The sequence below is a fragment of the Kitasatospora sp. NPDC058048 genome (assembly GCF_042885555.1).
GTDB classification, from domain to species: Bacteria; Actinomycetota; Actinomycetes; order Streptomycetales; family Streptomycetaceae; genus Kitasatospora; species Kitasatospora lactacystinica.
In genome coordinates, this window is record NZ_JBHVRT010000014.1 from 61,634 (window position 1) to 87,797 (window position 26,164).

General features: G+C 74.9%; 14 protein-coding genes. 8 read left to right on the plus strand and 6 right to left on the minus strand.

Annotated features, from left to right (window positions below; all coding sequences use genetic code 11):
* Positions 1-6: 6 nt before the first annotated feature.
* The 4 genes from ACFVVA_RS16875 to ACFVVA_RS16890 form a co-directional block, all read right to left on the minus strand.
* Positions 7-13,167, minus strand: a complete 13,161-nt coding sequence (locus ACFVVA_RS16875; protein ID WP_387690186.1) for a MupA/Atu3671 family FMN-dependent luciferase-like monooxygenase — start codon at positions 13,165-13,167, stop codon at positions 7-9.
* Between the two features lie 270 nt (positions 13,168-13,437).
* Positions 13,438-14,685: an MFS transporter gene (locus tag ACFVVA_RS16880; RefSeq protein ID WP_387690188.1), complete on the minus strand. Its 1,248-nt coding sequence runs from the start codon at positions 14,683-14,685 to the stop codon at positions 13,438-13,440.
* Positions 14,686-14,901: 216 nt separating this feature from the next.
* Positions 14,902-15,069: a hypothetical protein gene (locus ACFVVA_RS16885; RefSeq protein WP_387690190.1), complete on the minus strand. Its 168-nt coding sequence runs from the start codon at positions 15,067-15,069 to the stop codon at positions 14,902-14,904.
* A 198-nt stretch (positions 15,070-15,267) separates the two neighbouring features.
* Positions 15,268-15,726, minus strand: coding sequence for a PaaI family thioesterase (locus ACFVVA_RS16890; RefSeq protein WP_380548341.1), 459 nt, complete (start codon positions 15,724-15,726; stop codon positions 15,268-15,270).
* A 397-nt stretch (positions 15,727-16,123) separates the two neighbouring features.
* On the opposite strand from ACFVVA_RS16890, the gene ACFVVA_RS16895 reads away from it, so the two are divergent.
* The 8 genes from ACFVVA_RS16895 to ACFVVA_RS16930 all read left to right on the plus strand — a co-directional run bounded on the left by ACFVVA_RS16895 (position 16,124) and on the right by ACFVVA_RS16930 (position 23,988).
* Positions 16,124-16,843, plus strand: a complete 720-nt coding sequence (locus ACFVVA_RS16895) for a Phenylacetic acid catabolic protein (RefSeq protein ID WP_387690192.1) — start codon at positions 16,124-16,126, stop codon at positions 16,841-16,843.
* A gap of 48 nt (positions 16,844-16,891) precedes the next feature.
* Positions 16,892-18,010, plus strand: a complete 1,119-nt coding sequence (locus tag ACFVVA_RS16900; RefSeq protein ID WP_387690194.1) for a radical SAM protein — start codon at positions 16,892-16,894, stop codon at positions 18,008-18,010.
* 100 nt (positions 18,011-18,110) lie between these two features.
* Entirely contained in the window at positions 18,111-18,365 is a 255-nt protein-coding gene (locus ACFVVA_RS16905) for an acyl carrier protein (RefSeq protein ID WP_387690196.1), read from the plus strand.
* On the plus strand, positions 18,362-19,603 hold the full coding sequence (locus tag ACFVVA_RS16910) for a beta-ketoacyl-[acyl-carrier-protein] synthase family protein (protein ID WP_387690198.1): 1,242 nt from the start codon (positions 18,362-18,364) through the stop codon (positions 19,601-19,603). The genes ACFVVA_RS16905 and ACFVVA_RS16910 overlap by 4 nt, the downstream gene beginning before the upstream one ends.
* A complete protein-coding gene (gene fabI, locus ACFVVA_RS16915) occupies positions 19,603-20,415 on the plus strand; it encodes an enoyl-ACP reductase FabI (RefSeq protein WP_387690199.1) in 813 nt (270 codons plus the stop codon). The genes ACFVVA_RS16910 and fabI overlap by 1 nt, the downstream gene beginning before the upstream one ends.
* Entirely contained in the window at positions 20,412-21,377 is a 966-nt protein-coding gene (locus tag ACFVVA_RS16920) for a beta-ketoacyl-ACP synthase 3 (RefSeq protein WP_387690201.1), read from the plus strand. The genes fabI and ACFVVA_RS16920 overlap by 4 nt, the downstream gene beginning before the upstream one ends.
* Positions 21,374-22,351: an alpha/beta fold hydrolase gene (locus ACFVVA_RS16925; RefSeq protein WP_387690203.1), complete on the plus strand. Its 978-nt coding sequence runs from the start codon at positions 21,374-21,376 to the stop codon at positions 22,349-22,351. The genes ACFVVA_RS16920 and ACFVVA_RS16925 overlap by 4 nt, the downstream gene beginning before the upstream one ends.
* A gap of 38 nt (positions 22,352-22,389) precedes the next feature.
* Entirely contained in the window at positions 22,390-23,988 is a 1,599-nt protein-coding gene (locus tag ACFVVA_RS16930) for a long-chain fatty acid--CoA ligase (RefSeq protein WP_387690205.1), read from the plus strand.
* Positions 23,989-24,102: 114 nt separating this feature from the next.
* Here ACFVVA_RS16930 and ACFVVA_RS16935 read toward each other — a convergent pair whose 3' ends face one another.
* On the minus strand, positions 24,103-25,191 hold the full coding sequence (locus ACFVVA_RS16935; RefSeq protein WP_387690206.1) for a branched-chain amino acid aminotransferase: 1,089 nt from the start codon (positions 25,189-25,191) through the stop codon (positions 24,103-24,105).
* 172 nt (positions 25,192-25,363) lie between these two features.
* Positions 25,364-26,146: an NAD(P)-binding domain-containing protein gene (locus ACFVVA_RS16940; RefSeq protein ID WP_387690208.1), complete on the minus strand. Its 783-nt coding sequence runs from the start codon at positions 26,144-26,146 to the stop codon at positions 25,364-25,366.
* Between the last annotated feature and the right edge of the window lie 18 nt (positions 26,147-26,164).

Here is a 26,164-nt window from a genome sequence, read left to right on the forward strand (position 1 = left end):
CCGTGCTCACAGCGTCCCCTCCTCGAAGGCCGGGGCGGGGTGCTGCTCGGCGGCCGGCTCGTGGGCGGCCATCGCGCGGACGGTCGGGCGGCGGAAGAAGTCCAGCACGCCGATCCGCAGCCCGGTCTCCTCGCGGACCCGGTTCAGCAGCCGGGTGGCGGCCAGTGAGTGCCCGCCCAGGTCGAAGAAGGAGGTCTCCACCCCGACGGGGCGGCCGAGCTCCTCCTCCCAGAGCCGCTGTACGGTCCGTTCCAGCTCGGTGGCCGGCGCGGCCTGGGGCTCGTCCGCGCCGAGCGGGCGCGGCTCCGGCAGGGCGGATGTGTCGAGCTTGCCGTGCGCGTTGAACGGCAGGGCGTCGACGGTGGCCCAGAGCCCGGGCACCATGTAGTCGGGCAGCAGGTCGGCCAGCCGGTCGGCGACCCGGGGCAGGTCGGCGGGCGCGCATCCGACGTACCCGGCGAGCACCGTGCCCGCCGCGGTACGGCGCGCCGTCACGGCGGCGGCGTGCACGCCGGGAACGCCGCGCAGCACGGTCTCGATCTCGCCCGGTTCGACCCGGTAGCCGCGCACCTTGACCTGGCGGTCGGCCCGGCCGAGGTACTCCAGCCGGCCGTCCGGGCGCCAGCGGCCGAGGTCGCCGGTGCGGTAGCTCGGGCCGTCGGGGGTGTCGGTGAAGACGGCGGCGCTCTCCTCGTCGCGGCCGATGTAGCCGATGCCGACCTGGACGCCGAGGGCGTGGATCTCGCCGACCGCTCCGGCCGGCACCCGGCGTCCGGCGGGGTCGCGCAGCACGATCCGGCTGCCCGGGGTCGGGCGGCCGATCGGCGCGTACTCCGGGCCGTCCGGGTCGATCTCGCCGGCCGTCAGCGCGTGGGTCTCGGTCGGGCCGTAGTGGTTGATCAGCCGGCAGCCGGGGTTGCGGCTGAGGAAGGCCCGGAGTCCGGGAGTGACCAGTACCTGCTCGCCGCCCGAGATCAGCTCCCGCAGGTGCGGCACGGGCTCCTCGCCGAGCGCGTCGGCCAGGGCGGCCAGCGGCGTGTACGGCAGGTGGAGCCGCTCGGCGCGGGTGGAGCGGACCACGGCGGCCAGCGCCGTCACGTCGTAGCGGGTCTCCTCCTCGATCAGCAGCAGGGTGCCGCCGCCGGCCAGCGTGGTGAGGATCTCCTGGACGCTGACGTCGAAGCCGCAGGAGGCGTACTGGAGGGTGCGGGCCGCGGGGTGGTCGGCGACGTTCCAGGCCACGAAGTGGGCCAGGGCGAGGGAGTGCATCAGCACGCCCTTGGGGCGGCCGGTGGAGCCGGAGGTGTAGAGCAGGTAGGCGGGGGCCTGCGCCGAGGGGGCGGGCAGCGGGGGCAGTTCGGCGGCGTCGGCCGGTGCGGTGGCGGTGAGCACCGTCGGGACGGTCAGGCCGAGTTCCGCCGGGGCGTCGTCGGTGGTGGTGAGCAGGACGACCGGTGCGCTGTCCTCGACGATCAGCCGGCAGCGCTCGGGGCCCTGCAGCACGTCGACGGGTACGTGGACGGCGCCGAGGCGCAGGATGGCCAGCAGTCCGGCCACCAGGTCGACCGAGCGGGGCAGCAGGACGCCCACCCGGCTGCCCTCGCGGACGCCGGCCGCCAGCAGCCGGCCGGCCAGGTCGTCCGCCCGGGCCAGCAGCGTCCGGTAGTCCGTCCCGGTGCCGTCGGTGGCGACCACCGCGGTCTGCTCGGGCCGTCCGGCCGCGGTCGCGGCGATGGTGGCCAGCGGGTGCTCGGGTTCCCGGACGGCCGGGGGGCCGCACTCCAGGGCGGTGTCGGCCTCGGTGGCGGACACGGCGGTGAGTTCGGCGAGGGGGCGCTCCGGGTCGGCGACCGCGGCGGTGAGCAGCCGCTCGAAGGCGCCGAGCAGCCGGTCGACGGTGGCCCGGTCGAAGAGGGTGTCGGCGTACTCGACGTGGCAGCGGATGCCGTCGGGCAGGCTGGTCAGGAAGAGCGTCAGGTCGAAGGCGGAGCGGTCCGCGACGTGGTCCAGCGGACGGGCCGTCACTCCGGGCAGGTCCAGTTCGAAGACCATGTGGTTCTCGAACTCGACCATGACCTGGAACAGCGGGTTGCGGCTGGTGTCGCGCTGCGGGTTCAGCTCCTGCACCAGCACCTCGAAGGGCAGCTGCTGGTGCTCGTAGGCATCCAGTGCGGTGGAGCGGACCCGGCCGAGCGCCTCGGCGAAGGCCGGCTCACCGGAGAGGTCCAGGCGCAGCGCCAGGGTGTTGACGAAGAACCCGACCAGGTCCTCGGTGCCGTCGGCCCGGTTGGCCACCGGGGTGCCCAGCACGATCTCGTCCTGGCCGGCGTACCGCTGCAGGACGCCGGCGAAGCCGGTCAGCAGCACCATGAACAGGGTGGAGCGCTTGGACCGGGCCAACTCCCGCAGGCCGTCGGAGAGTTCGGCGGGCAGGTGGTGGACGAAGGAGCGGCCGCGGCCGTCCGGCACCGCCGGGCGCGGCCGGTCGGTGGGCAGGGACAGCACCGGCAGGTCGCCGCCGCCGAACACCTTGCGCCAGTGGGCGAGGCTCTCCTCGTACTCGCCGGCGGCCACCCGGGCCCGCTCGCGGGCGGCCTCGGTGGCCGGGCCGGTGGTGAGCACCGGGAGCCGGGCGGCCCGGTCCTCCCGGGCGGCCAGGTAGAGCTCGCCCAGCTCGCGGGTGATCACCACGGTGGACAGGGTGTCGATCACGATGTGGTGCATCGAGAGGACCAGGACCTGCCGGTCGGCGTCCCGCTCCAGCAGCAGGGCCCGGAACAGCGGGCCCTCGGCGAGGTCGAAGCGGTGGGCGCCCTCGGCGGCGACCAGGTCGGCCACCGGGTCCGGGCTGCCGCCGTCGGCCGTGATCCGCCGCAGCACCGGGCCGGCGGGCGGCGCCAGCACCTGCTGGAACGGTTCGCCGTCCTGCTCCCGGAAGACGGTGCGCAGCGCGACGTGGCGTTCGACCAGCCGGCGCAGCGCGGCGTCCAGGGCCTGCGGGTCGAGCGGGCCGTCCAGGGCGATCGCCTTGACCTCGTTGTACTGCCCGCCGTCGGGCAGCATCCGGTGCAGGAACCACATCCGCTGCTGGGCGTAGGACAGCGGCGCGCCGCGCAGGGTGTCCCGGCGCAGGACGTCGAGCTGGGGCAGGCCGGCCGCCACCAGGTCGGGGGAGAGCCCGAAGTCCACGAAGGCGGCGATCTCGTCGGCGCCGGCCGCCCGCAGCTCGGACAGCACCCCCTGGACGCTCTCCGGGGTGCCGATCAGCGCGCGGGAGGCGCAGTAGCGCTCGTACGCGCGCTCCAGCACGAACTCCAGGTCGTCCTCGCGGGCGCTCTTGAAGTCCAGGGTCAGGCCCAGGCTGTTGGCCATCTGCCCGAACAGCGAGAGCGAGGAGCGCAGGTAGTTGCAGAACGGCCGGTAGGCCTGCTCGCGGGCGGTGGCCAGGTCGGTGCCCAGGTAGGTGTGGACCAGCACGACCACCCGGCCGGCCTCCGGGTCGAGCCCGTGCTCGGCCCGGGTGCGCCGGTAGACCTCGATGTTCTCGGCGAGCTGGGAGATGTCCTGGGTCATCAGGTTGGTGATGACGCCGAGGTCGTGCCGGGCGGCCTCGCGGAAGCTGTCCGGGTTGCCCACGATCGCGGTGAACATGGGCGGCAGGTCCTGCAGGGGGCGCGGGTGCAGGGTCACCTCGATCGGCTCACCGTTGCCGTTGCGGCCCTGGTACGGCTCGCCGCGCCACAGCGCCCGGACGGTGTCGATCTGCCGGTGCATCAGCTCCTTGTGGCCGCCGTAGTTCTCGGGGAAGAACAGGAAGTCGTTGGGGTGCCAGCCGCTGGCGCAGCCCAATCCGACCCGGCCGCCGGACAGGTTGTCGACCACCGACCACTCCTCGGCCACCCGCACCGGGTGGTGCAGCGGCAGCACGGCGCAGCCCGCGTTCAGCCGGATCCGGCTGGTCTCCCGGGCCAGGGCGGCGGCCAGCACCGAGGGGTTGGGGAAGATGCCGCCGAAGGAGTGGAAGTGGCGCTCCGGCAGCCAGACCGAGTGGAAGTCGTGCCGGTCGGCGAAGCGGGCGCTCTCCAGGACGATGCGGTACTTCTCGTCCTCCGGGGAGTCCAGCGGGTAGTCGCCGAAGAAGTAGAGGCTGAAGTCCACCGGCCGCTGCGGGTCGCTGACCGGCTGGTACGGGATCGGCTCCGCCTGGCCGCGCACGGTCTCGGCGGGGACGGGGAGTTCGGCGGCGGGCCGGGGGGCCGGCAGCCGGACGCCGGGCGAGGCCGGGAAGAAGCCGCCGCGCCGCAGGTCGCGCAGCGACTCGCGGACCGCGTCGATCACGAACTCCAGGTCGCCGTCGGTGTGGGCGGTGGAGAGGAAGAAGTTGCGCCACTCCCACACGTAGACCCCGCGGGTCAGCAGGTGCGGGAAGAGCAGCTCCATGTCGGCCCGGGGCTCGAAGCGGAAGAGCGAGCCGAAGTGGGCCAGGCGCAGCGGGAACTCCTCCTCCTCGAAGAAGCCGTTCAGGGTGGCCGCCAGCTCGTCGGTGCGGGCGTTCAGCCGCTCCTGGAGGCCGGGGCCGGCCGCCTTGAGGTGGCGCAGCACCGCTCCCGCGGCGGTCATCGCCAGCGGGTGCTGGATGTAGGTGCCGCCGAAGAAGGTGGTGTCCTTGGGCGGGTAGCTGTCGTCCCCGTAGTCCCAGTGGCCGCCGTCGATCCCGTCCATGATGTCGGCCCGCCCGGCGATCGCGCCGATCGGGTAGCCGCCGCCCAGCACCTTGCCGTAGGTGGACATGTCGGGGGTGACGCCCCAGAAGCCCTCGGCGCCGCGCAGGTGGGGCCGGAAGCCGGTGAGCATCTGGTCGAAGACCAGCACGATGCCGAGCCGGGTGGTCAGTTCGCGCAGCGAGCGGACGAAGTCGGCGGGCTGGCGGCCGGGGTGGCGGCTCTGCACCGGCTCGACCAGGACGGCGGCGATCCGGTCGCCGTGCTCCTCGATGACCTTGAGGCTCTCCGGGTCGCCGTACCGCAGCACCAGCAGGTCGGCGACCGCGCTGCCGGGGATGCCGATGGACACCGGGACGGTCTCCCGGTCGGCGCCGCGGCCCAGCGTCCGGCCCAGGGTCTGGTCGGAGTGGCCGTGGTAGGAGCCCTCGAACATGACGATCTTGTCCCGGCCGGTGTGCGCGCGGGCCAGCCGGATCGCCCCGGCGTTCGCCTCGGTGCCGGAGTTGGCGAAGGCGACCCGCTCGGTGCCGGTCAGCTCGGCCAGCAGCTCGGCGGCCTCGCCGGTCTCCGGACCGCGCGGGCCCAGCCGCAGGCCCGAGGACAGGTGCTCGCGGACGGCCTCGGAGACGAACTCCGGGTCGTGGCCGAAGAGCAGGACGCCGAAGCCCATGGTGATGTCGACGTACGCGTTGCCGTCGACGTCCTCCAGCCGGGAGCCCCGGGCCCGCCGGGCGGCGAGCGGGTAGAGCATCTCCTTGGTGCCGGAGCGGAAGCCGACCACGGCACGGCTGTCCGCCAGGGTGCGGCGGTGGCGGCGGGTGATCGCCTTGGAGGCGGTGGTGCGGGCGGTGAAGCGGGCGACCAGCTCGTCCACGTGGGCGCGCTGCTGGTCGGTCAGGCCGCCGGAGGCCATGCCGGACTCGCGGGAGACGGTCACCCGGGGGCCGTGCACCTGCGGGGCGGCCGCCTCTGCGGCGGGGGCGGTGGGTGCGGGGGCGGCCGGTGCGGGGGCGGGCGCCTCGACGGCGGGCGTCGGGACCGGGGCGGTGACGGGTACGGCCGCCGCCGGGGGCAGGGCCGCGGGCACGGGCGCCGGGGGGAGTGCGGGGGCGCCGCCGGCCAGCAGGCCGAGCTGGTCGCGCATCAGGTCGGAGAACTGGCCGAGGAGCGCGAGCTGGCGCTCGATCAGGCCGGTGCCGTCGGTCACCGGCCGCAGCGCGGTGGGCACCGCCTGCGGGGCGGTGGGCGCGACGGGCACGGGCTGGGGAACCGGCACCGCGGCCGGTGCCTGGGCGGGCGGTGCCTGGACGGGCGGTGCCGGGTGGACGGCGGGTGCGCCCTGGGCCACCGGGGCGGCCTGGACGGCAACGGCAGCGGCATCGGGTGCGGCAGCGGGAACGGCGGCCGGAGCGGGCACGGGCTCGGGCTCCGCCACGGGCTCCGGCTCGGCGGCCGGCAGCAGCGTGGCCAGCACCGCCGGCTCCAGCCTGGAGGCGATCAGCCCGGCCAGCCGGGCCGGGGTGTCGGCCGCCTCGAAGAGTTCGCGCATCGACACCCGGACCCGGAACGCGCGCTCCAGGTCGCGGATCATGTTGATCATCGAGAGCGAGTCGGCGCCCAGGTCGAAGAACGGCTCGTCCGTCCCGACCGAGGCCTCGTCGTAGCCGAGCTGGCGGGCCGTCTGCTCGACGACCTGGCGCAGGACGGCCTGCTCGGCGAGCTCCTCGGGGCTCGGCGTCGGTGCGGCGGCCGGCGTCGCGGCCGGCGCGCTCTGCTGGGGTGGGTCCTGGTGCATGGCGGGGTCCTCGGTGGTGGGCCGGGCAGGGGCGGTGAACCAGTGGCGGCGGCGTTGGAAGACGGTGGTGGGCAGCGGGACGCGGCGGGCAGGCCCGTCCGGCCAGTCCCGGGCGGCGGCGAAGCGGGCCCAGTCGAGCGGCACGCCGTGCGACCACAGCGCGGCCGCGGCGGCGTCGAACTGCTGCTCCGGCGAGGCGCCGCGCCGGCCGCCGGCGACGAAGTGGCGGTGCGGCAGCTCCCGGCGGCCCATGCCGGTCAGCGTCGGGTGCGGGCCGAGCTCCAGGAACAGCTCGTGGTCCAGTCCGTCCAGCGCGGCGAGCACCTGGTCGAACCGGGCGGTCTCCCGGGTCTGCCGCAGGAAGTACTCGGGCGTCGGGACGGTCCCGGGGGCCAGCACCTCGCCGCCGAGGTTGCTGACCAGCGGGACGGCCAGCGGCCGCAGGCGCAGCCGGGCCAGCTGGTCGCGGAACGGGTCGAGCATCGGGTCGAGCAAGCGGGAGTGGAACGCCCGGTCGGCGGCCAGGCGTTCGGTGGTCACCCCGTCGGCGGCCAGTACGGCCTCGGCGGCGGCGATCTCGCGCGGCGGGCCGGCCAGCACGCACTGGCCCTTGCCGTTGACCACGGCCAGGTCCACCCCGGGCAGCCAGTCGCCGAGCCCGGCCAGCCGGTCCGGGCCGGCCGAGACCACCGTCATGGCGCCCGGTTCGGTCAGCCGGTGCATCAGCCGGCCGCGCAGCGCCGTCAGGAACATCCCGTCGGCCAGGTCGAGCGCGCCGGCCGCGTGGAAGGCCGCGTACTCCCCGGCGCTGTGCCCGGCGACCGCGGCGGGACGCACGCCGAGCTCCTGCCAGAGCCGCAGGGTGGCCGCCTGGAGGGCGAACAGCGCGGGCTGCGCCGCCTCGGTGGTCCAGGCGTCCTCGGTGCCCTGCGCGGCGGGGTCGAGCAGCAGCGGTAGCAGCGGCTCGTCCCAGGCCTCGCGGTGCAGCCGGTCGCACTCCTCCAGGACGGCGCGGAAGACCGGGAAGGCCGCGTGCAGTTCGGCGGCCATGCCCCGGTACTGGGAGCCCTGGCCGGTGAAGAGCAGCACCGGGCGGACCTCGCCGCGCCCGGTCTCGCGGTGGGCCGCGCCGGCGGTGGGCCGGCCCGCCAGGAAGGCGTCCAGTCCCTTGCGCAGGGCGGCCGGGTCGGGGCCGGCGACGGCCAGCCGGTGGCGCAGCGCGCGCCGGCCGGCGCCGAGGGTGAGCGGCAGGTCGCCGGGGGCGAGGGCGGGTTCGGCGTCCAGCCGGTCGCGGAGCAGTCCGGCCAGCTCGGTGAGGCCCTGGGCGGTGCGGGCCGACAGCGGCAGCACGGTCGGGGCAGGCCGCGGCGCGGGCACCGCGGCGGCGGCCGGGGCCTGCTCCAGCACCAGGTGGGCGTTGGTGCCGCCGACGCCCAGGGCGCTGACCCCGGCCCGGCGCGGGGTGGGGCCGTCCGGCCAGTCCCGGCGCTCGGCGGCGAGCCGGAACGGGCTGCCGGCCAGCTCCAGCGCGGGGTTGGGGCTGGTGAAGTTCACCAGCGGCGGGACGGTGCCGTGCCGCAGCACCAGCAGCGCCTTGATCAGGCCCGCCATTCCGGCGCAGGTGTCCAGGTGGCCGATGTTGGGCTTGACCGAGCCGAGCGAGCAGAACCCGGCGGCCTCGGTCCGGGCCCGGAACGCCTGGGCCAGCGCCCGGAACTCGATCGGGTCGCCGAGCGGGGTGCCGGTGCCGTGGGCCTCGATGTAGCCGATGCTCTCGGCCGGTACGCCCGCGAGGTCCAGGGCCCGGCCGACCACGGCCGCCTGCCCGTCCACGCTGGGCGCGGTGTAGCCGACCTTCCGGCCGCCGTCGTTGTTGACGGCCGAGCCGAGGATCACCCCGTGCACGGTGTCGCCGTCGGCGAGCGCCCGGTCGAGGCGCTTGAGCAGGACGGCGGCGACGCCGTTGCCGCCGACGGTGCCGCCCGCCTCGGCGTCGAAGGCCCGGCAGGCGCCGTCGGGGGAGAGGATCGACCCCTCCTCGTAGCGGTAGCCGGCGGCCTGCGGGATGTGCAGGGCGGCGGCCCCGGCGAGGGCGAGCTCGCAGTCGCCCGCCAGCAGGGACTGCACGGCCAGGTGCACCGCGACCAGCGAGGTGGAGCAGGCCGTCTGCACGCCGATCGCCGGTCCGGTGAGGCCCAGCCGGTAGGCGACCCGGGTGGCGGCGAAGTCCGCCTGGTTGCCGATCGCGGTCTGCAGGGCGGCCACCGGTTCGGCCGGGTCGGCGGTGGCGGCCAGGGTGTGCTGGTAGTAGTTGCGCAGCGCGTACAGGGTCATCCCGGTGCCGGCGAAGACCCCGACCCGGCGCTCCGGGTCCGGCGCGTCGTAGCCGCCGTCCTCCAGGGCCTGGCGGCAGATCTCCAGCAGCAGGCGCTGCTGCGGGTCCATCAGCGCGGCCTCGGTGCCGCTGATGCCGAACGCCTCGGCGTCGAAACGGTCGACGTCGGTGAGCGCCCCGGTGACCGGGACGAAGTCGGGGTGGCGGTACTCCTCCGGGCGCAGTCCGGCGGCCGCCAGCTCCTCCTCGGTGAACCGGGTGGTGCTGCGGACGCCCTCGACGATGTTCCGCCAGTACTGCTCGGGGGTGTCGGCGCCCGGCAGGCGCAGCGCCAGGCCGACGATCGCCACCCGGCGGTCGTCGCCCGGCCCGGCGTCGGCGGCGGAGGCGGGGGAGCGGAGCGGAGCGGTGGGTGCGGCCGGTTCGGCGGCCAGGTGCTCGATCAGGGCGTCCACGGTGGGGTGGCGGAACAGCTCGGTGGGCGCCGGGGGCGTGGGCAGCACGGCGCCGAGCGCGCCGTGCACCCGCATCAACTGGAGGGAGCCGATGCCGAGTTCGGCGAGTGGGCGGCCCGGGTCCAGCGGGGTGTCCAGGACGGACTCGAAGGCGTCCAGGACGAGTCGGCGCAGCCCGGACGGTGCGGTCCGGCCGGCTGCTGCGGTGCCCGGTGCCGTGGTGGACGGTGCCGCGGTGCCCGGAGCCGTGGTGGACGGCGCCGGGGCGGCGGTGGTCACCGGGCGGGGCGCGGTGGCGCGCAGCCGGCGCCGGGCGGCGGGGGAGCTCGGGTCAGGACCGGCGTACCGGTGGCCCGGGGCGCCGGCCAGCAGCAGGGCGGCCAGTCGGCGCCCGTGGGCGGCGCTCAGCACGGCGATGCCCCGGCCGGTGGCGGCCTGCTCGTTCTCCGTGTCGCGGTTCATGCCGATCCCGCGCCACAGGCCCCAGGAGATCGTCCAGGCCGGGGTGCCGCTCTCCCGGCGCAGCCGCTCGACGGTGCTCTCCAGGTAGCGGTTGGCGGCGGCGTAGCCGGTGGAGCCGACCGCCTCCTGGAGGCCGATCATCGAGGAGAAGGCGACGAACTGTGCTCCGGGCCGTTCCTTGACCAGCTCGATGAGGTGGTCGGTCCCCTCGGCCTTGGTCCGGACGGCCTCCCGCCAGTCCTCGGTGCCGGTGTCGGCGAGGAGCGCGAGCCGGTAGCCGCCGGCCAGGTGGAGCACGCCGTCCAGCGGCGCCTGCCACTCCCGCTCGGCCTCGGCGACGGCCTCCGCCAATTGCTGATGGTTCGTCACATCTGCCTGGCGGTAGGAGACCTGACCGCCCTGGGCGGCCAGTCGGCGCAGTGCGGCCCGGCGTTCGGCCGCCTCGGCGGTCGGGGCGTCCAGGTCGCTGCGGCCGACGATCAGTAGTCGGGAGCCGTACTCGCGCAGCAGCCCGGGCAGCAGCTCGGCGGCTATCCCGCCGAGGCCGCCGGTGACGAGGTAGCGGGCGCCGGGGGTGAGCAGCGAGCAGCCCGCCCCGGCCGGCCCGGAGGCGGCCTCGGCCGTCTCCAGCCGGGGGACCCAGGGGCGGCCGGCGCGCCAGGCGGATTCGGGTTCGGGCCGGGGATCGGTGAGCAGGGCGAGCAGGGCGGCGGCCTGGTCCGCGGCCGGTGCCTCGCCCGGCAGGTCGAGGTGCCGGGCGGCGGGCGCCAGTTGTTCGGCGCGCGCCCCGGCGGTCAGCGCCGCGGTCAACGCGGCCGTGGGCCTGGGGAGTTCTCCGGGGAGTACGGCGTGCAGCCCGGCGCTGACCGAGACCAGCTCGCGGAGCGGCGGCCGGGCCGGGAGCGCCCGGAGCAGGGCGAGCAGCGACTCGTCCGGCCGGGCGGGTCCGTCGGCCGTCGCGCTCCAGAGGTAGACCAGCCGGTCGGCCGTCCGGTCCCCGAGGGCCCGCAGCCAGTCCTCGGGGTCGGTGGTCGGCGACCGGTCCACCACCAGGGCGTTCGGCAGGGCGGCGGCCAGGGCCTCGGTGAGGGTGCCGGGGCCGGACGGGCCGAGCAGCAGGATCGTTTCGTCCGCCAGCGGAGCGGCCACGGCCTCCGTAACCGGGCGGGGCTCCCAGCCGAGCCGCCGCACGCAGTCCGGCAGCGTCCGGGAGTTGGCCTCGGCCAGGTCCAGCGCCACGACGTGGTCGTCGAGTTCACCGTCCAGCAGCCGCTGGCGCAGCGCAGTGCGCTGGATCTTGCCGCTGGTGGTGCGGGGGAAATCGGCCGCCGGGACGGGGAGCACCAGGGCGGGCGCGGGCTGTCGGCGGGCCGCCAGCAGCTGCCGCACCTCGGCGGCGACGGGCGGCGCGGGGGCCTGCGGGTCGCTCTGGACGTAGGCGATCACCAGCTGCTCGGTGCCGGTGCGTTCGTCCGGTACCCCGAAGGCCGCGACGTGGCCGGAGCGCACCCCCGCCACAGAGGCCACCACGTCCTCCAGCTCGTGGCAGAAGTAGTGCACGCCGTTGACGATGATGATCTCCTTGCGACGGCCGGTGAGCACCACCTCGCCGTCGGTCAGGAAGGCGAGGTCCCCGGTGTCGAACCAGTCGTCGCCGACGAAGGCCTCCTGGTTGGCGGCCGGGTTGTTCAGGTACCCCGGCGTCACCCGGCCGGAGCGGACCTGGAGCCGGCCGACCCAGTGCTCGGGCAGCGCCCGCCCGTTGTCGTCGGCGACCCGCATCCGGGTGCCGGGCGCGGGCCGTCCCATGCTGAGGAAGCCGGTGCCGCGCTCGGCCGAGTCCGGGTCGGCGGGCTCCAGCCGGCCGCTGAGCGAGTCGGTGCGCACCAGCCGGCGGGAGCCGTCCTCGTGGTAGCGCTTGTAGGTGATCACCGTGCAGGTCTCGGCCATGCCCCAGCCCAGCAGCAGGTGCTCGGGGCGGACGCCGAACGGGGCGGTGGCGGCCAGGAACTCGTCCAGCACCGCCTCGGTGCACTGCTCGCCGGCGTTGATCAGCGACTTGACCGCGGACAGGTCCCAATGGCGTCCGGGCCCGGCGGCCCGGACGGCCTCGGCGACCAGCCGGTAGCCGAAGTTGGGCGACCAGGAGTGTGCGCCCCGGTAGCGCTCCAGCGCGTCCAGCCAGACCAGCGGGTCGGCGAGGACGAGTTCGGTGGGCACCTGCACCTGGTCGGCGGCCAGCACCACGTCGCGCAGGTGGAACATCAGCAGTCCGGCGACGTGGTCCAGAGGCAGCCAGTTGACCGTGGTGTCGGCCGGGTCGCAGCCGTTCGCGACGGCTCCGGCGGTGTACTCCAGGATGCCGCGGTGGGTGATCTGCACCGCCTTGGACCGCCCGGTGCTGCCGGAGGACAGTTGGAGGATCGCGACGTCGCCGGGGGCGGGGGCGTGTTCGGCGGCCGCCGGCCGGTCGCCGTCGACGGGCCGGTCGACGGGTCGGTCGACGGCGATCACCCGCAGGCCCGGCGCCGGGTACAGCTCCCCGAGCCGCTCCAGGCCGTCCACCGCAGGCCCGCAGGCGAGCACCGGCGGCTCCTCCAGGGTCTGCCAGGCGTGCCAGAGCTTCTCCAGGACGGGGTTGCGCTCGTGGTAGTCCGGCGGGCGGGCCACCGTCACCGGCTGCACCCCGCCCAGCAGGCAGGCCCACAGGGTGGGGAAGTAGAGCTCCGGTTCCGGGACCTGGAGGATCACCCGGTCCCCGGCCCGCACTCCGGCGGAGGCCAGGGTGGCGAGGATCTCGCGCGATCGGGCGAGGAGTTGACGGTAGGTCAGCCGAGTTGCCTCGCCGCCCGCCCGGACCAGGTGCAGCCCCCGGTCGGGGTGCAGGGCGGCGGCGCGCAGCAGCGCCTCGGGCAGCGTCCGGGGCGCGTCCGGCGCGGGGGCGGGCAGTGGGGCGCCGACGGCCTCCGTCCCGGGGCCCGCGGGCGTGGCCGCCGGCTCCGCCGGGGCGGAGCCGGCCGTCGCCGACGCCTCCCCGAACGGCCGCCAGTGGTCGGTGAGTTCACGCAGGTGGCGGAGGGCGGGGCCGGGCGCGGCCGGGGCCCGGGTGAGTGCGGCGGCCAGGGCGGCGGCGTCGGGTTCGCCCTCGGGGGTGCGGACGATGCCGTCCAGGAGGTGCACCTCGGCGCTCGGGTCGGCGTCCAGCAGGGCCGCGGCGGCCCGGCGGCGCAGGGCCTCGGGATCGCCGTCGACGGCGGGCACCAGGTAGGCCAGCAGGCCTGGGCGGCCGTTCCCGCGCTCGACGGGCAGCAGTGCGCAGTCGGCGATCTCGGGGCGCAGCAGCAGTCGGGCTTCCAGGGTTCGCAGCCGGCCGTGGTCGGGACCGGTGGGGCTCATGACGTTCGGCACCTTTCGGATCGGTGCCGGGGCGCGGGTGTGGGCCGCCCCGGGTCAGGGAGGGGAGCGGAGACGGGTGGCGCTTACGGCGCGGGGGCGCCGGGGCGGTACGGGGGAAAGCTCGGTGTCGCGTACGGCGCGGGCGCCGGAGGGCGGTGCGAAGGAGCGGTGCCGCGTGCGGCGTGGGGGTGCCGCGGGGTGGTGCGTCGGGCCGGTGCCGCGTACGGCGCGGGACGCCGGGGTGGTGGCGGGGGCCGGTGGGCGGGCCGCTCAGCGGCGGCGGGTGCGGGCGACCAGGACGAGGAAGGCGAGCGCCAGCACGATCGGGACGGCGTGCGAGACGCCGACCACGGTCAGCGGGCTGACCACCGCCAGCAGTGAGCCGCTCAGCAGCATCCCGGTGCCCATGCCGACGTTCTCGGCGGACGCGAGGATGCCGAAGGCCTCGCCGCGCCGCTCGTCAGCGAGGGCCTGGATCCGGGTGGTGTAGGAGATCTCGGTGAAGCCGTCGCCGAGGCCGGCGCCGATCGCGACCAGCAGGAAGAGCGGGGTCGGGAGGTCGGTGAAGACCAGGATGAAGCAGGCGGACATCAGGCAGGTGCCCAGCGCGAAGCCGCGCTCGCCGGGCTCGATGCCCCGGCGCAGCATGAACCGGGAGACCAGTTGCTGGGCGCCGAGGTTGCCGATCGCCCAGGTGGCCCAGAAGGTGCCGAGCAGTGCGGCCGGGTTGTCGGGGGAGGACAGGTTGGCGAAGACCGGCAGGCTGATGTTGTGGGCGGCGGAGCCGAAGGCGTCCAGCAGTCGGATCCCCGCCATGGCGCCCACCACCGGAGCGGCCCGCAGGACGACCAGTGCCTGCCACCGGGGGCCGCGCTTCCCGGCCGCCGGCGCGGGTTCCTCCGGCCGGGCCGCGGGTTCCTCCGCCGGGGCGGCCCGGGTGGGCAGGGGCAGTCGGATCACCAGTGCCCCGAACAGGACGAAGCTGGCCGCGTCGATGAGCAGCGCGGCCCGGAATCCGGCCCAGGCCACCACCACGCCCGCGGAGGCGAAGCCGAGCACCATCGCCGTCGAACGGCAGCTCGCCATCAGGCTGTTGGCCCGGGCGCGGCGCTCGGCGCCGACCATCTCGGGGATGCTGGTCCGCAGCGCGACCGAGGCCACCGCGGCGGCGCCGCCGAGGACCAGGGCGAGCGGGTAGAGCACGGGGATGCGCATCGAGGCCGGGACGAGGGCGACGACGACCAGCGCCAGCGCCTGGGCGAGGGCGCAGCCCGTCATCAGCCGCCGTCGCTCCAGCCGGGCCACCAGTCGTCCGGCGACCAGCCCGCCGGCGAGGCCGCCGCCCAGTCGCAGGACCAGGTACCCGGCCGTGCCGAGGGCGTTGCCGGCCGCCTCGTAGGCGAACAGGCTCAGCGCGACCAGGTCGAGCTGGCTCCCGTACATGTTCAGGGCGTCGCCTGCGGCCAGCCGGTAGAAGACCCGGGGCAGCTTGCTCGTGGTCTGGTGCGTTGCTTCCAATGCAGTGTCCGGCACCGTGGTCCCCCCGGGCACGCCATATATGGCGGTTCAGTGTGACATTGCACCGCAACCTAGAGGGTGAACAGGTTCCAGATCAATGCTTAGATCATTTCCTGTCCAAAAGATCGCGCACTCGGCCGACTTACTGTCATCTTTCGCGCCACTCTGGCCAGTTGTTGGCGTACGGACAGACGGGTGGGATGGTCGACGCGGGGGTCAGCGGCGGCCGAAGAGCCGGCCGAACCAGCCCTTGCCCGCGCTGCCCCGGGTGGCGCAGTCGCAGCGGGCGGACGCGGGCACCCCGGCCAGGACCTGCTCCACGTGCATGCCGCACCCGGCGAAGGTCGGCTTCCCGCAGGTGCGGCAGGCGACTCGTCGGCACATCTCGTTCTCCGTTCTCCGGGCCCCCAGGGGTGGGGCCGTCCTGCCAATATACCCCACCCCGTATTCGTAATGTCGGATTCGTCCGGCCGCCGGGGCCGGAACGGCGGCAGGGTGAAACCGGTGCGCGGAGAACCGGCGTGCAGGGATCCGGTGCGCGGAGAAGGAGTGTGCCGAGAAGGGGCGCCGAGGAGGGGACGGTCAGGCCGTCCCGGGCCGGGCCTGCGGAATCGCGTAGGTCAGCGTGGCGCTGGCCACCAGGACGCCGTCGGCGTCCAGCAGCTCGGCCAGGACCACGCACAGCCGGCGCCCGAACTTGGCCGTCCTGGCGTGCACGCGCAGCGCCCCGGGGCGCGGCCGGTTGAGGAAGCTGATCTGCAGCGAGCTGGTCAGCGCCATCAGGGTGGGCCCGAGCCGGGCGTTGATCAGGAGGAACGCGGCCAGGTCGCACAGCCCGGCCTGCTCCGGGCCCGAGACGGTGCCGCCCGGGCGGGTGCGCAGCCGGTCGCCGTCCACCGCCATGGTCAGGGCGTGGCCGTCCACGTCGGTCACCCGGCAGGCGGCGTAGTCGGGGAACTGGTCGGTGATCAGCTCATTGAGCCGGTCGGGGCCCAGGAGGACGTCGACGGTGGCGACCGCCGTGTTCGAGTCGGTGGTCATGGGGGCCAGCGTAACCGTCGGCCCGGTGGTACGCCGGGGGCGGTCCAGGCCTGCTTCCGGCCAGCTTCGTTCTCCGTGGTCAACCGCCAAGATCCGTTACAGGAACGATAATTGCGCATGTCGTGCCGGTGTCACGGCGGCCGGAACCAGTCCCTCCGGCAGTGCCGGGTGGCCGAATCCGTTCGGCACGATTCGTGAGGGACCTTGTTCGGCCCAAAAAGCAGCACCTACGCTCCGAGGAAGTTCAGCGGAGCCGCCAAGCGCTCCGCCGGCCGCTGGGGGGCGGCGTCCTTTTCCTTGTGGTCGTCATCGAGAGCCTCGGTGGAAACCGCCCCGGCCGCTCCCGCCCGACCATGTCCTGCTTCGGATTCCTGCTTCAGAGACGGGGTGTTGTGCCATGGGGATTTCCATTCTGGACGACGAGGCGGTGGTGGTCCGCACGCCCGACGAGTTCCTCGCGATGCCGGAGGAGTACCGGGAGATCGCGATCCGCGGCATGGTGGTCAACACCGAGGGCGAGCTCTCCGGCGGCGACGACTACGTGCAGGTCTTCCTGCCGCTGGCCCCCGACGCGGAGGAGCGGCAGGTCTGCGCCGAGCGCGCCGCCGAGGAGTACGACCACTACAAGATCGGCAAGCGGGTCCTCGCCGAGATCGGCGTGGACACCGGCTACATGGAGAAGCAGACCCTGGCCGAGCGGAACCTGTTCCGGGCCCAGGAGTTCCACAACTGCACCACCTGGGCCGAGCGCGGGATCTTCTCCTACATCGGGGAGGAGACGGCCATGGTGATGATCTCCGAGTTCGCGCAGAGCAGCTACCGCCCCTGGGCCGACGCGGTGCGCACCATCATCCTCGACGAGAAGGTGCACATCGCCCACGGCGCCCGGGTGTGCCGCAACCTCGCCGCCACCGACGACGGCCGCGAGCAGCTCCAGCAGGCCCTGGACCGGCTGTGGCCGACCTTCATCCGGATCTTCGGCAGCCCGCGCTCCGAGCGCGCCAGGCTGGCCGTCCGCTTCGGCCTGCGACAGACCACCAACGGCGAGGCCTGCGACCTGTGGCGGGAGAAGGTCACCCCGCGCATCAAGAACCTGGGTCTGCGCCTCCCGGAGTAGCAGTCGCAGCAGCACGCCGATCCCGCGACTCCCGAGGAGCCCATCGCCATGGCAACACCCGTCACCATCGAACAGCGCCCGCTGAGCCGGCGCGAGGCCAAGGCGCGAACCGCCGAACTCCTCGCCGACCGGCCCGACCTGGCCGAACGCCTGCACCGGCTGCGCCGGCTGGGGCGCGAGGTCCGGTCCTGCGAGGTCCACCTCACCAACACCTGCAACATCCGCTGCAAGGGCTGCTGGTACTTCGAGGGCGGCTTCGACACGGCCGTCAAGGAACTCTCCGACCTGGACCGCATCCGGGCCTTCGCCCGCAAGCTGGCCGACGACGGCGTCAACCAGGCCACCCTGATCGGCGGCGAGCCCACCCTCGTCCCGCGCCGGGTCGAGGCCTTCGTCGAACAGCTGCCGTACATCACCATCTCCACCAACGGCCTGCGCCCGATGCCCAAGCAGGGCTTCGAGAAGATCGCCATCGCGGTCAGCATCTTCGGCGGCGGCCCGCTCGACGACGACCTGCGCGCGATCCGGGTCAACGGCTCCAAGTTCACCGGCCTGTTCGACACCGCGCTCAAGCACTACCGCGACGACCAGCGGGTGCTGTTCATCTACGCGCTCTCCGAGGCCGGGGTCGAGCACATCGAGCCCACCGTCCGGAAGATCGCCGAGAACGGCAACATCGTCACCTTCAACTTCTACAGCGAGCACGGCACCGAGACCCCGCTGAAGATCGCCAACGAGCAGCGGGTGCTGGACGAGGCGCAGCGGGTCAAGGACCTCTACCCGCACGCGGTGGTGAGCCACCCGTACTTCATCCGGACCCTGGTGACCGGCCGGACGCACTGGGGCGGCCGCTTCGGCTACGACGTCTGCCCCAGCCTCAGCGTCGACGCCCCCGAGCACGAGGACCGCGTCGCCAACGGCAACCCGGTCATCCCCGGCTTCAACGTCTGGGGCGCCGACTACGAGTCGCTCCAGTTCTGCTGCACCTCCGGCGACTGCGGCGGCTGCCGGGACAGCCAGGCCGTCTACAGCTGGCTGGTGGTCAGCGCCAACCGCTTCCTGGACGACGCGGCCCGGCTGGAGCAGTGGCTGGACATCGCCGAGAGCTACTGGCGCCAGTGGCACTGGGCCCCGTACCACGCGAGCAAGGCCGGCACCACGGCCTGAGCCCACCGCCCCCCGCGCGCCGTCCCCGGCCACCGCCCCCGCGGCACCGCCCGTACGTCCCCCGCACCGCCACCGCCGCCCCGCGCGGCCGAGGAGAGCCATGCCCGACACACTGGACCGCACCGCCATCGAGAACTTCGTCGTCGACGCCCTGGTCGACCTCGGCGTCGAACGCGAGGGCATCGTCGAGGACGCCGCCCTGGACGAGCTGGAGATCGACTCGCTCGACATGGTCGAGCTCAGCCAGTCCATCCGCAAGCAACTGGGCATCCCGGTGAAGCCCAAGGACTTCGACCGGCTGTACACCGTCGGCGAGGTGCTCGCCCTGTGCCGCCACAAGGCCGGGCTGGAGTGACGCCCCGGGCCGTCGTCACGGGCCTGGGCGCGGTGACCCCGCTGGGTGTGGGCGCCGACGAGCTGCACCGGCGCGCAGTGGCCGGCGAGAGCGGGCTCGCCGACGGGCTCGGGCTGTGCCGGGACTTCCGGCCCGCCGACCACCTGTCGCGCCAGCAGATCCGCCGCACCGACCGCTTCACCCAGCTCGCGCTCGTGGCCGCCGCCGAGGCCCTGGCCCAGGCCGGATGGACGGACGGCCCGCCGCCCTACCCCGCCGAGCGGGTCGCCTGCGTGGTCGGCTGCGCGCTCGGCGGGACGGCGAGCTTCGAGAGCCAGGCCGAGGTGCTCCGGCAGCAGGGCGGGGACTTCGTGTCCCCGCTCATGGTGCCCGCCATGATGGCCAACGCCGGGGCCTCGCAGATCGCCCAGCGGTACGGCTTCCGGGGCGAGGCGCTCTGCCTGGCCTCGGCCTGCAGCAGCGCGACCCAGGCGATCGGCACCGCCCTGCTGCTGCTCGCCGCCGGCGCCGCCGACGCGGTGGTGGTCGGCGGCGCCGAGGCCTCCACCTCCGACCTGGTGCGGGCCGCCTTCCGGACCGCCGGCGCGCTGTCCGAGAGCGGCCGCTCGGTGCCCTTCGACCGCGACCGGGACGGCCTGCTGATCGGCGAGGGCGCCGGAATCCTGGTGCTGGAGACGGCCGAGGGCGCCGCCGCCCGCGGCGCCACCGTGCTCGGCGAGGTGCTCGGCTACGGCGCCACCTGCGACGCCCACCACCTCACCGCCCCGGACCCGACCGGCGAGCCCGCGGCCCGCGCCGTCACCCTGGCGCTCGACGCGGCCGGGGTCACCCCCGGACAGCTCGGCTACCTCAACGCCCACGGCACCGGCACCGTCCTCAACGACCGCTCGGAGTGCGAGGCGCTGCGGCTGGCCCTCGGACCGGCCCTGGAAGGGATCCCGCTGTCCTCCACCAAGTCCTGCACCGGCCACCTCTTCGGCGCGGCCGGCGCGGTCGAGGCCATCGCCACCCTGCAGGCGCTGCGCCACGCCACCGCCCCGCCCACCGTCGGGCTGCGCGAGCCCGACGAGAAGCTCGGCCCGCTGAACCTGATCCACCGCGCCACCGCGCTCGCCGCCCCCACTCTGCCCGGCGGCCGCCGGGCGGGGCTCTCCACCTCCTTCGGGTTCGGCGGACACAACGCGGCCCTGGTGCTGGCGGCAGCCGACGCGATCGGTACGACGAAAGGCCAGGAGTGATGCTCGGCTTCCACGGACGCCGCTATCTGATCACCGGGGTGCTCAACCAGGACTCCATCGCCTGGCACACCGCCAGGGCGCTCCAGGAGGCGGGCGCGGAGGTCCTGCTCACCGGCTTCGGCCGGGCCCGGCGGATCACCGAGAAGGCGGCGGACGTCCTGCCCCGCCCCACCGAGGTGCTGGAACTGGACGTCACCCGGCCCGAGGACTTCGCCCGGCTGGTCAAGGAACTGGAGCAGCGCTGGGGCGGGGTCGACGGCGTGCTGCACGCCGTCGCCGCCGCCCGGCAGACGGCGCTGAGCGGCAACTTCCTCACCACCCCGCCCGAGGCCGCCGGACAGGCGCTGCACACCGCCGCCGTCTCCCTGCACTCGCTGACCACCGCGCTCGCCCCGCTGCTCACCGCCGACGGACGGCGCGGCAGCGTCGTCGGGCTGGACTTCGACGCCAGCGGCGCCTGGGCCGGCTACGACTGGATGGGCGTGAGCAAGGCGGCCCTCGGCGCGGTCTGCCGCTACCTGGCGATGTACCTCGGGCCGTCCGGTATCCGGGTCAACCTGGTGGCGGCCGGCCCGGTGGAGACCGTCGCCGGGCAGGCGATCAGCACCTTCGACCGGATCGCCGACCGCTGGCAGGCCGAGGCCCCGCTCGGCTGGGACCGCGGCGACCCGGCCGTGGTGGTCGGACCGGTGCTGTTCCTGCTCTCCGACCTCGCGGCCACCGTCAGCGGGGAGATCCTGCACGCCGACGGCGGGATGCACGCCGTCCGGATGGGCACCGGCCCGGCCTTCGCGGAAGGGGGCGCGGCATGACGGCCGCCATCGTGGGCGTGGGCGCGGCACTGCCCGAACGCGTCGTCCCCAACGCGTACTTCGAGCGGATCGGCGCCTCCCCGGAGTGGATCGTCAAACGGACCGGCATCGAGGAGCGCCGCTTCCTCGCGCCGGACGGCCGACTCGCCGACCTCGTGGTGGCCGCCGCCGAGCAGGCGCTGCGCAGCGCCGGGCGCACCGCCGCGAGCATCCGGCACGTCGTGGTCGCCACCATCACCCCCGACCGGGTCACCCCCGGGGTGTCGGTGGAGGTCGCCGCCCGGCTCGGGATGCCGCAGGCCACCGCCTTCGACCTGCACGCGGCCTGCGCCGGGTTCGTCTACGGCCTGGACCACGCCGCCGCGCTGATCGAGACCGGCCGGGCCGGGGCGGTGCTGGTCTGCGGTGCCGACGCGCTGACCCGGATCACCGACCACGAGGACCGCGGCACCGCGGTGCTGCTGGCCGACGGCGCCGGCGCCGCCGTGATCGCCGACGTGCCCGGCGCGCCCGAACCGTGCTTCTCGCTCGGCAGCGACGGCGAGCAGATCCCGCTGCTCTACGCCGACCGGGACGACCGCAAGCTGCGGATGGACGGCCGGGAGGTGTTCGACCACGCGGTGGAGAAGATGTCCGCCGCCACCCGGGAGGTGCTCGACCGGCGCGGCCTGACCTGCGAGGACCTCGACCTGTTCGTCGCCCACCAGGCCAACGCCCGGATCGTGCGCGCGGTCGGCAAGGAGGTGGGGCTGCCCCCGGAGCGGCTCTACCTGAACGTCCACCGGGTCGCCAACACCTCGGCGGCCTCGATCCCGCTGGGCCTCACCCACGCCCGCGAGGAGGGCCTGCTGGACGGCCCGAAACTGCTCGGCCTCGCCGCCTTCGGCGCGGGCATCACCTGGGGCGCCGGGGTGATCGGCTGGCGGCCGGGCGCCGGCGCCGACCGGGAGGCGCGGGCGTGAAGACCCCCCGGTTCCCCGTGATCGCCGAGATCGCCGCGCCCGACGGGGCCCGGCTCACCGTCCGGGCACTGGCCCGGCCCGAACCGGCCGCCCCGGTGGTGATCGTCCTGCCGGCGATGGGAACGGCCGCCCGGCACTACACCCCGCTGGTCCGCGCCCTGCACGCGGCCGGCCTGAGCGTGGCCACCTGCGACCTGCGCGGCCACGGCGAGAGCCGGCCGGTGCCGCGGCACGGGGTCGCCTTCGGCTTCCGCGAGCTGGTCGAGCACGATTTCGGGGCGGTGCTCGACGCCGTCGCCGGGGCGTTCCCGGGCGCGCCGCGCCTCCTGCTCGGGCACAGCCTGGGCGGGCAGCTGGGCCTGGTGCACTGCGGCGTCCTCCGGCCCCGGCTCGCCGGCGCGGTGCTGGTGGCCAGCGGATCGGCCTGGTACCGGACCTTCGGCCCGCGGGCGGGCCTGCGACGGCTGGCACTGAGCCAGTTCTCGGTCGTCGCCTCGGCGGTGGTCGGGTACTGGCCGGGCGAGCGGTTCGGCTTCGGCGGCCGCGAGTCGGCCCGGCTGATGCGGGACTGGGCGCGGCAGATGCGCACCGGCCGCTACCGGGTGCGCGGCGCGGTCACCGACTACGAACGGGCGCTGGCCAGGGTCGACCTGCCGGTGCTGGCCGTGGACGTGCAGGGCGACGAGCTCGCGCCGCCGCGGGCCGTCGACCACCTGTGCGCCAAGCTGCCGTCGGCCCGGGTGGAGCGCTGGAGCTACACCGCCGAACAGGCGGACGGCCGCCCGCTGGACCACTTCCGCTGGATCCGGCACAACCGCGGGCTGGTGGAGCGGATCGTGCCGTGGATGCTCGCCGCCGCCTCGGGCTCCGCCGATGCCGCCGCCGCGGGTGCCGCTTCGGGCTCCGGCGAGAGCGTCGGTGAGCGCACCGGCGAGAGCGCCGCGCCGCGCGGCGGCGTCCGACCGACCGTATGACGATGAGACCGAGCCCCGCCGCCCCGAGGAGCGCCCGCATGTCCGCCGTCCCCGACCCGTCCGACAGAAACGCCGACGCGCCGCACGGCGGCCCCGGCCGGCCGCCCGGCCTCCCGGGCGACCCGCACGGCATTCCCGACCTGCTCACCGCGACCGCCGCGCGCTGCCCGGAGCACCCCGTCCTGCGGCTCGACGAGGAGGTGCTGAGCTTCGCCGACCTGGACGCGCTCAGCGCCCGGGCCGCGCACTGGCTGGCCGGGCTCGGTGTCGCGCCCGGCGACCGGGTCGCCGTGCTGCTGCCCAACGTGCCGCAGTTCGCGGTGCTGTACTACGGCATCCTGCGCGCCGGCGCGGTGGTCGTCCCGATGAACCCGCTGCTCAAGGCCCGGGAGATCGAGCACTGCCTCGCCGACGCCGGGGCGGCCGTGCTGCTCGCCTGGCACGCGGGCACCGACCAGGCGGTCGAGGGCGCGCGGCGCACCGGCACCCTGCTGGTCCCGGTCGAGCCCTCCGCGCTCGCCGCGACGCTCGCGGAACAGCCGGACGGCCCGCCGCGGACCGCGGGACGCGGGGGAGAGGACACCGCGGTCATCCTCTACACCTCCGGCACCACCGGGGCGCCCAAGGGCGCCGAACTGACCCACCGCAACATCGTGGCCAACGTCCGGGCCGGCGTCCAGGTGCTGGGGATGGTCGAGCGGGACGTGATCTTCGGCGGGCTGCCGCTGTTCCACTCCTTCGGCCAGGTGATCGGCCTCAACTGCGCGGTGGCCGTCGGGGCCTGCATGACCCTGGTACGGCGCTTCGACCCGCAGGGCGCGCTCTCGGTGATCCAGCGCGACCGGGTGAGCGTCTTCCTCGGCGTCCCCACCATGTACACCCTGATGCTGACCCACCCGCAGCGCGCCGGGTACGACGTCTCCTCGCTGCGGGTGTGCCTGGGCGGCGGCGCGTCGATGCCGCCGGAGGTGCTGCGCGGCTTCGAGACCGACTTCGACTGCGTGGTGCTGGAGGGCTACGGGCTGTCCGAGTCCTCGCCGCTGGCCTGCGCCAACCGGAGCGACCGCGAGCGGATCGCGGGCACCATCGGCATCCCGATCGAGGGCGTGCGGATGCGCATCGTCGACGAGTCGGGCACCGAGGTGCCGGACGGCACGGTCGGCGAGGTGGTGATCCGGGGCCACAACGTGATGAAGGGCTACTGGCGCCGCCCCGACACCACCGCGCAGACCGTCCGGGACGGCTGGCTGCACACCGGGGACCTCGGCACCCGCGACGAGCGGGGCGACTTCCGGATCGTCGACCGCCGCAAGGACGTCGTGATCCGCGGCGGCTTCAACGTCTACCCGCGGGAGGTGGAGGACGTGCTGTACGAGCACCCGGCGGTCGCCGAGGCCACGGTGATCGGCGTCCCCCACCCCACGCTCGGCCAGGAGGTGGCCGCCGCCGTGGTCCTGCGCGCGGGTGCCTCGGCTACCCCGGAGGAGATCCGCGGCTTCGTCCGGGAGCGGGTGGCGCCGTACAAGTACCCGCGGCTGGTCTGGACGGTCGACGCGCTGCCCAAGGGGCCGACCGGGAAGATCCTCAAGCGCGAGGTCGTCGTGCCCGAGGAGGAGTCGGGCCGGCTCAAGAGCTGAGTCGGCTCAAGAGCCGAGCGGGCCCGGGAGTTGGGCGGGCGCGGGAGCCGAACGGGCCCCGGCGCCGGACGGACCCCGGCGGGCCGGGCGGCCCGGTCGGGCCGCCCGGGGTGGTCAGACCACCCGCCGCATCCAGCCGTGGACGTCCTCGGCGCGCCCGTACTGGATGTCCAGCATGTGCTCGCGGATCGCGACGGTCTGCTTGCCGGGCGAGCCGGTGCCGACGGTGAACTCGTAGCCCGCGCCCTTGAATCCGACGATCGGGGTGACCACCGCGGCCGTCCCGGCGGCGAACACCTCGGTGATCGTGCCGTCGGCGGCACCGGCCCGCAGCTCGGAGAGGGTGATCGAGCGCTCCACCGGGGTCAGCCCGAACTCGCCCGCCAGCGCCAGGATCGAGTCCCGGGTGACCCCGTCGAGGATGTTGCCCAGCGCGGGGGTGACCAGCTCGCCGGCCGAGGTGACCAGGCACAGGTTCATCGTGCCGGACTCCTCCAGGTCGCCCTCGCCGCCGGTGTCGTCCAGGAACAGCACCTGGTCGCAGCCGTGCTTGCGGGACTCCAACTGCGCGGCCAGGCTGGAGGCGTAGTTGCCGCCGCACTTGGCGGCGCCGGTGCCGCCCCGCCCGGCGCGGGTGTAGTTGCTGCTGACCCAGAGCGTGATGCCGGTGACGCCGCCGGGGAAGTACGGGCCGGCCGGGCTGGCGATGACCGAGTAGGCGATCTGCTCGGCGGGCCGGACGCCGAGGAAGGCCTCCGAGGCGAACATGAACGGCCGCAGGTAGAGGCTCTTCTCGTCGGCGGAGTCCGGCACCCACGCCTCGTCCGCGCGGACCAGTTCCCCGACGCTGTCGAGGAAGTCCTCCTCAGGCAGCACCGGCAGGGCGAGCCGCTCGGCGGAGCGGGCGAAGCGGCGGGCGTTGAACTCCGGGCGGAACAGCCAGACGCTGCCGTCGGCGTGGCGGTAGGCCTTGAGCCCCTCGAAGATCTCCTGGGCGTAGTGCAGCACGGCGGCGCTCGGGTGCATCGAGTACGGCACCAGCGCGGTGACCTTGCGGTCGTGCCAGCCCTCGGCGGGCGTCCAGGTGGCCGTGGCCATGTGGTCGGTGAAGAATTTGCCGAACCCCGGTGCGGCGAGGATGGTGCGTCGCTCCTCCTCGGGGACGGGATCGGTCGTCCGGAACAGAGGGAATGCGCGACTCATCGTCAACTCCTCGACACCACTGTGGAATCTGTGCGAACCGGCGCCAATGACCGGCGCCATACCCGTCATGCTAACGGTCGTCAGCCGGACGTGATACGCCGCGACCCGGCCGAGCCTCGATCCGACGGCTCCCGCGGGGGCCGGCGGATCGCGGGATTCCGGAGTTCCCGGCCTACCGGTGGCCGGTGCGGAGGTCGCCGACCAGGCCGTCGAGGGCGGTGCGCAGGGCCCCGGAGTTGGCCTCGTCGAACCAGCTGGTGCGGATGCGCTCGTTGCTCCCGCCCGGGGTCTCGTGCTCGGCCGCGAGGCGCTCCAGCGAGCGGGTCCCGTCGCCGAGCGAGCGGCCGACGTCCTGGTAGATGCCGCGGACGAAGCGGTCGGCGTCCCCGGCGGGAATGCCCTGGTCGACGGCCCAGGAGACGAGCGTGGTGAGGAACGCGTAGTGGGTGGTCTGGGTCGAGGTCAGTGCGGACAGGACGCTGAGCGCGACCTCGTCCGCGACCGGGAGCGCCCCGCCCAACCGCTCGAACAAGGCGTCCGCGTCGGGGTGCGAGGGGTGGACCACGGTGAGGCAGCGGCGCTCGCGCACGGTGGGCAGCGGGATGGCGTGGGTCACCGCTGCGTCGGTGGCCAGCACCCGGCGCAGCTCCCCGGTGCCGACGCCGGGCACCACATTGACCACGACCCGGTCGTCGGGCACGTGCAGGCCGGTCAGAGCCTCGCGCCAGTCCTGGCGGCGCAGGGCGATGATCACCAGCTCGGAGCCGTCCACCACCTCCTGGTTGCCGGCGCACACCCGTACGTCCTCGTACCGCTCGGCCAGCTCGGCCGCGGTCCGCGCGCCCCGCGGCGAGAGCAGGACCTCCGGCCCCGGGTCGTCCCCGTGGCGCAGGCCCGTCACGATGGCCCGGCCGATCTCGCCCACTCCGATGATGCCGACGCGCTTCACGGTCACTGCCTCCGGTGTGCGTGG

Excerpts from the sequence above, each read along its gene's own strand:
- fabI (WP_387690199.1), top strand. The coding sequence starts at position 19,603 with ATGCTCGGCTTCCACGGACGCCGCTATCTGATCACCGGGGTGCTCAAC.
- ACFVVA_RS16930 (WP_387690205.1), top strand. The coding sequence starts at position 22,390 with ATGTCCGCCGTCCCCGACCCGTCCGACAGAAACGCCGACGCGCCGCAC.
- ACFVVA_RS16875 (WP_387690186.1), bottom strand. The coding sequence starts at position 13,167 with ATGAGCCCCACCGGTCCCGACCACGGCCGGCTGCGAACCCTGGAAGCC.
- ACFVVA_RS16935 (WP_387690206.1), bottom strand. The coding sequence starts at position 25,191 with ATGAGTCGCGCATTCCCTCTGTTCCGGACGACCGATCCCGTCCCCGAG.
- ACFVVA_RS16900 (WP_387690194.1), top strand. The coding sequence starts at position 16,892 with ATGGCAACACCCGTCACCATCGAACAGCGCCCGCTGAGCCGGCGCGAG.
- ACFVVA_RS16895 (WP_387690192.1), top strand. The coding sequence starts at position 16,124 with ATGGGGATTTCCATTCTGGACGACGAGGCGGTGGTGGTCCGCACGCCC.
- ACFVVA_RS16885 (WP_387690190.1), bottom strand. The coding sequence starts at position 15,069 with ATGTGCCGACGAGTCGCCTGCCGCACCTGCGGGAAGCCGACCTTCGCC.
- ACFVVA_RS16905 (WP_387690196.1), top strand. The coding sequence starts at position 18,111 with ATGCCCGACACACTGGACCGCACCGCCATCGAGAACTTCGTCGTCGAC.
- ACFVVA_RS16920 (WP_387690201.1), top strand. The coding sequence starts at position 20,412 with ATGACGGCCGCCATCGTGGGCGTGGGCGCGGCACTGCCCGAACGCGTC.
- ACFVVA_RS16890 (WP_380548341.1), bottom strand. The coding sequence starts at position 15,726 with ATGACCACCGACTCGAACACGGCGGTCGCCACCGTCGACGTCCTCCTG.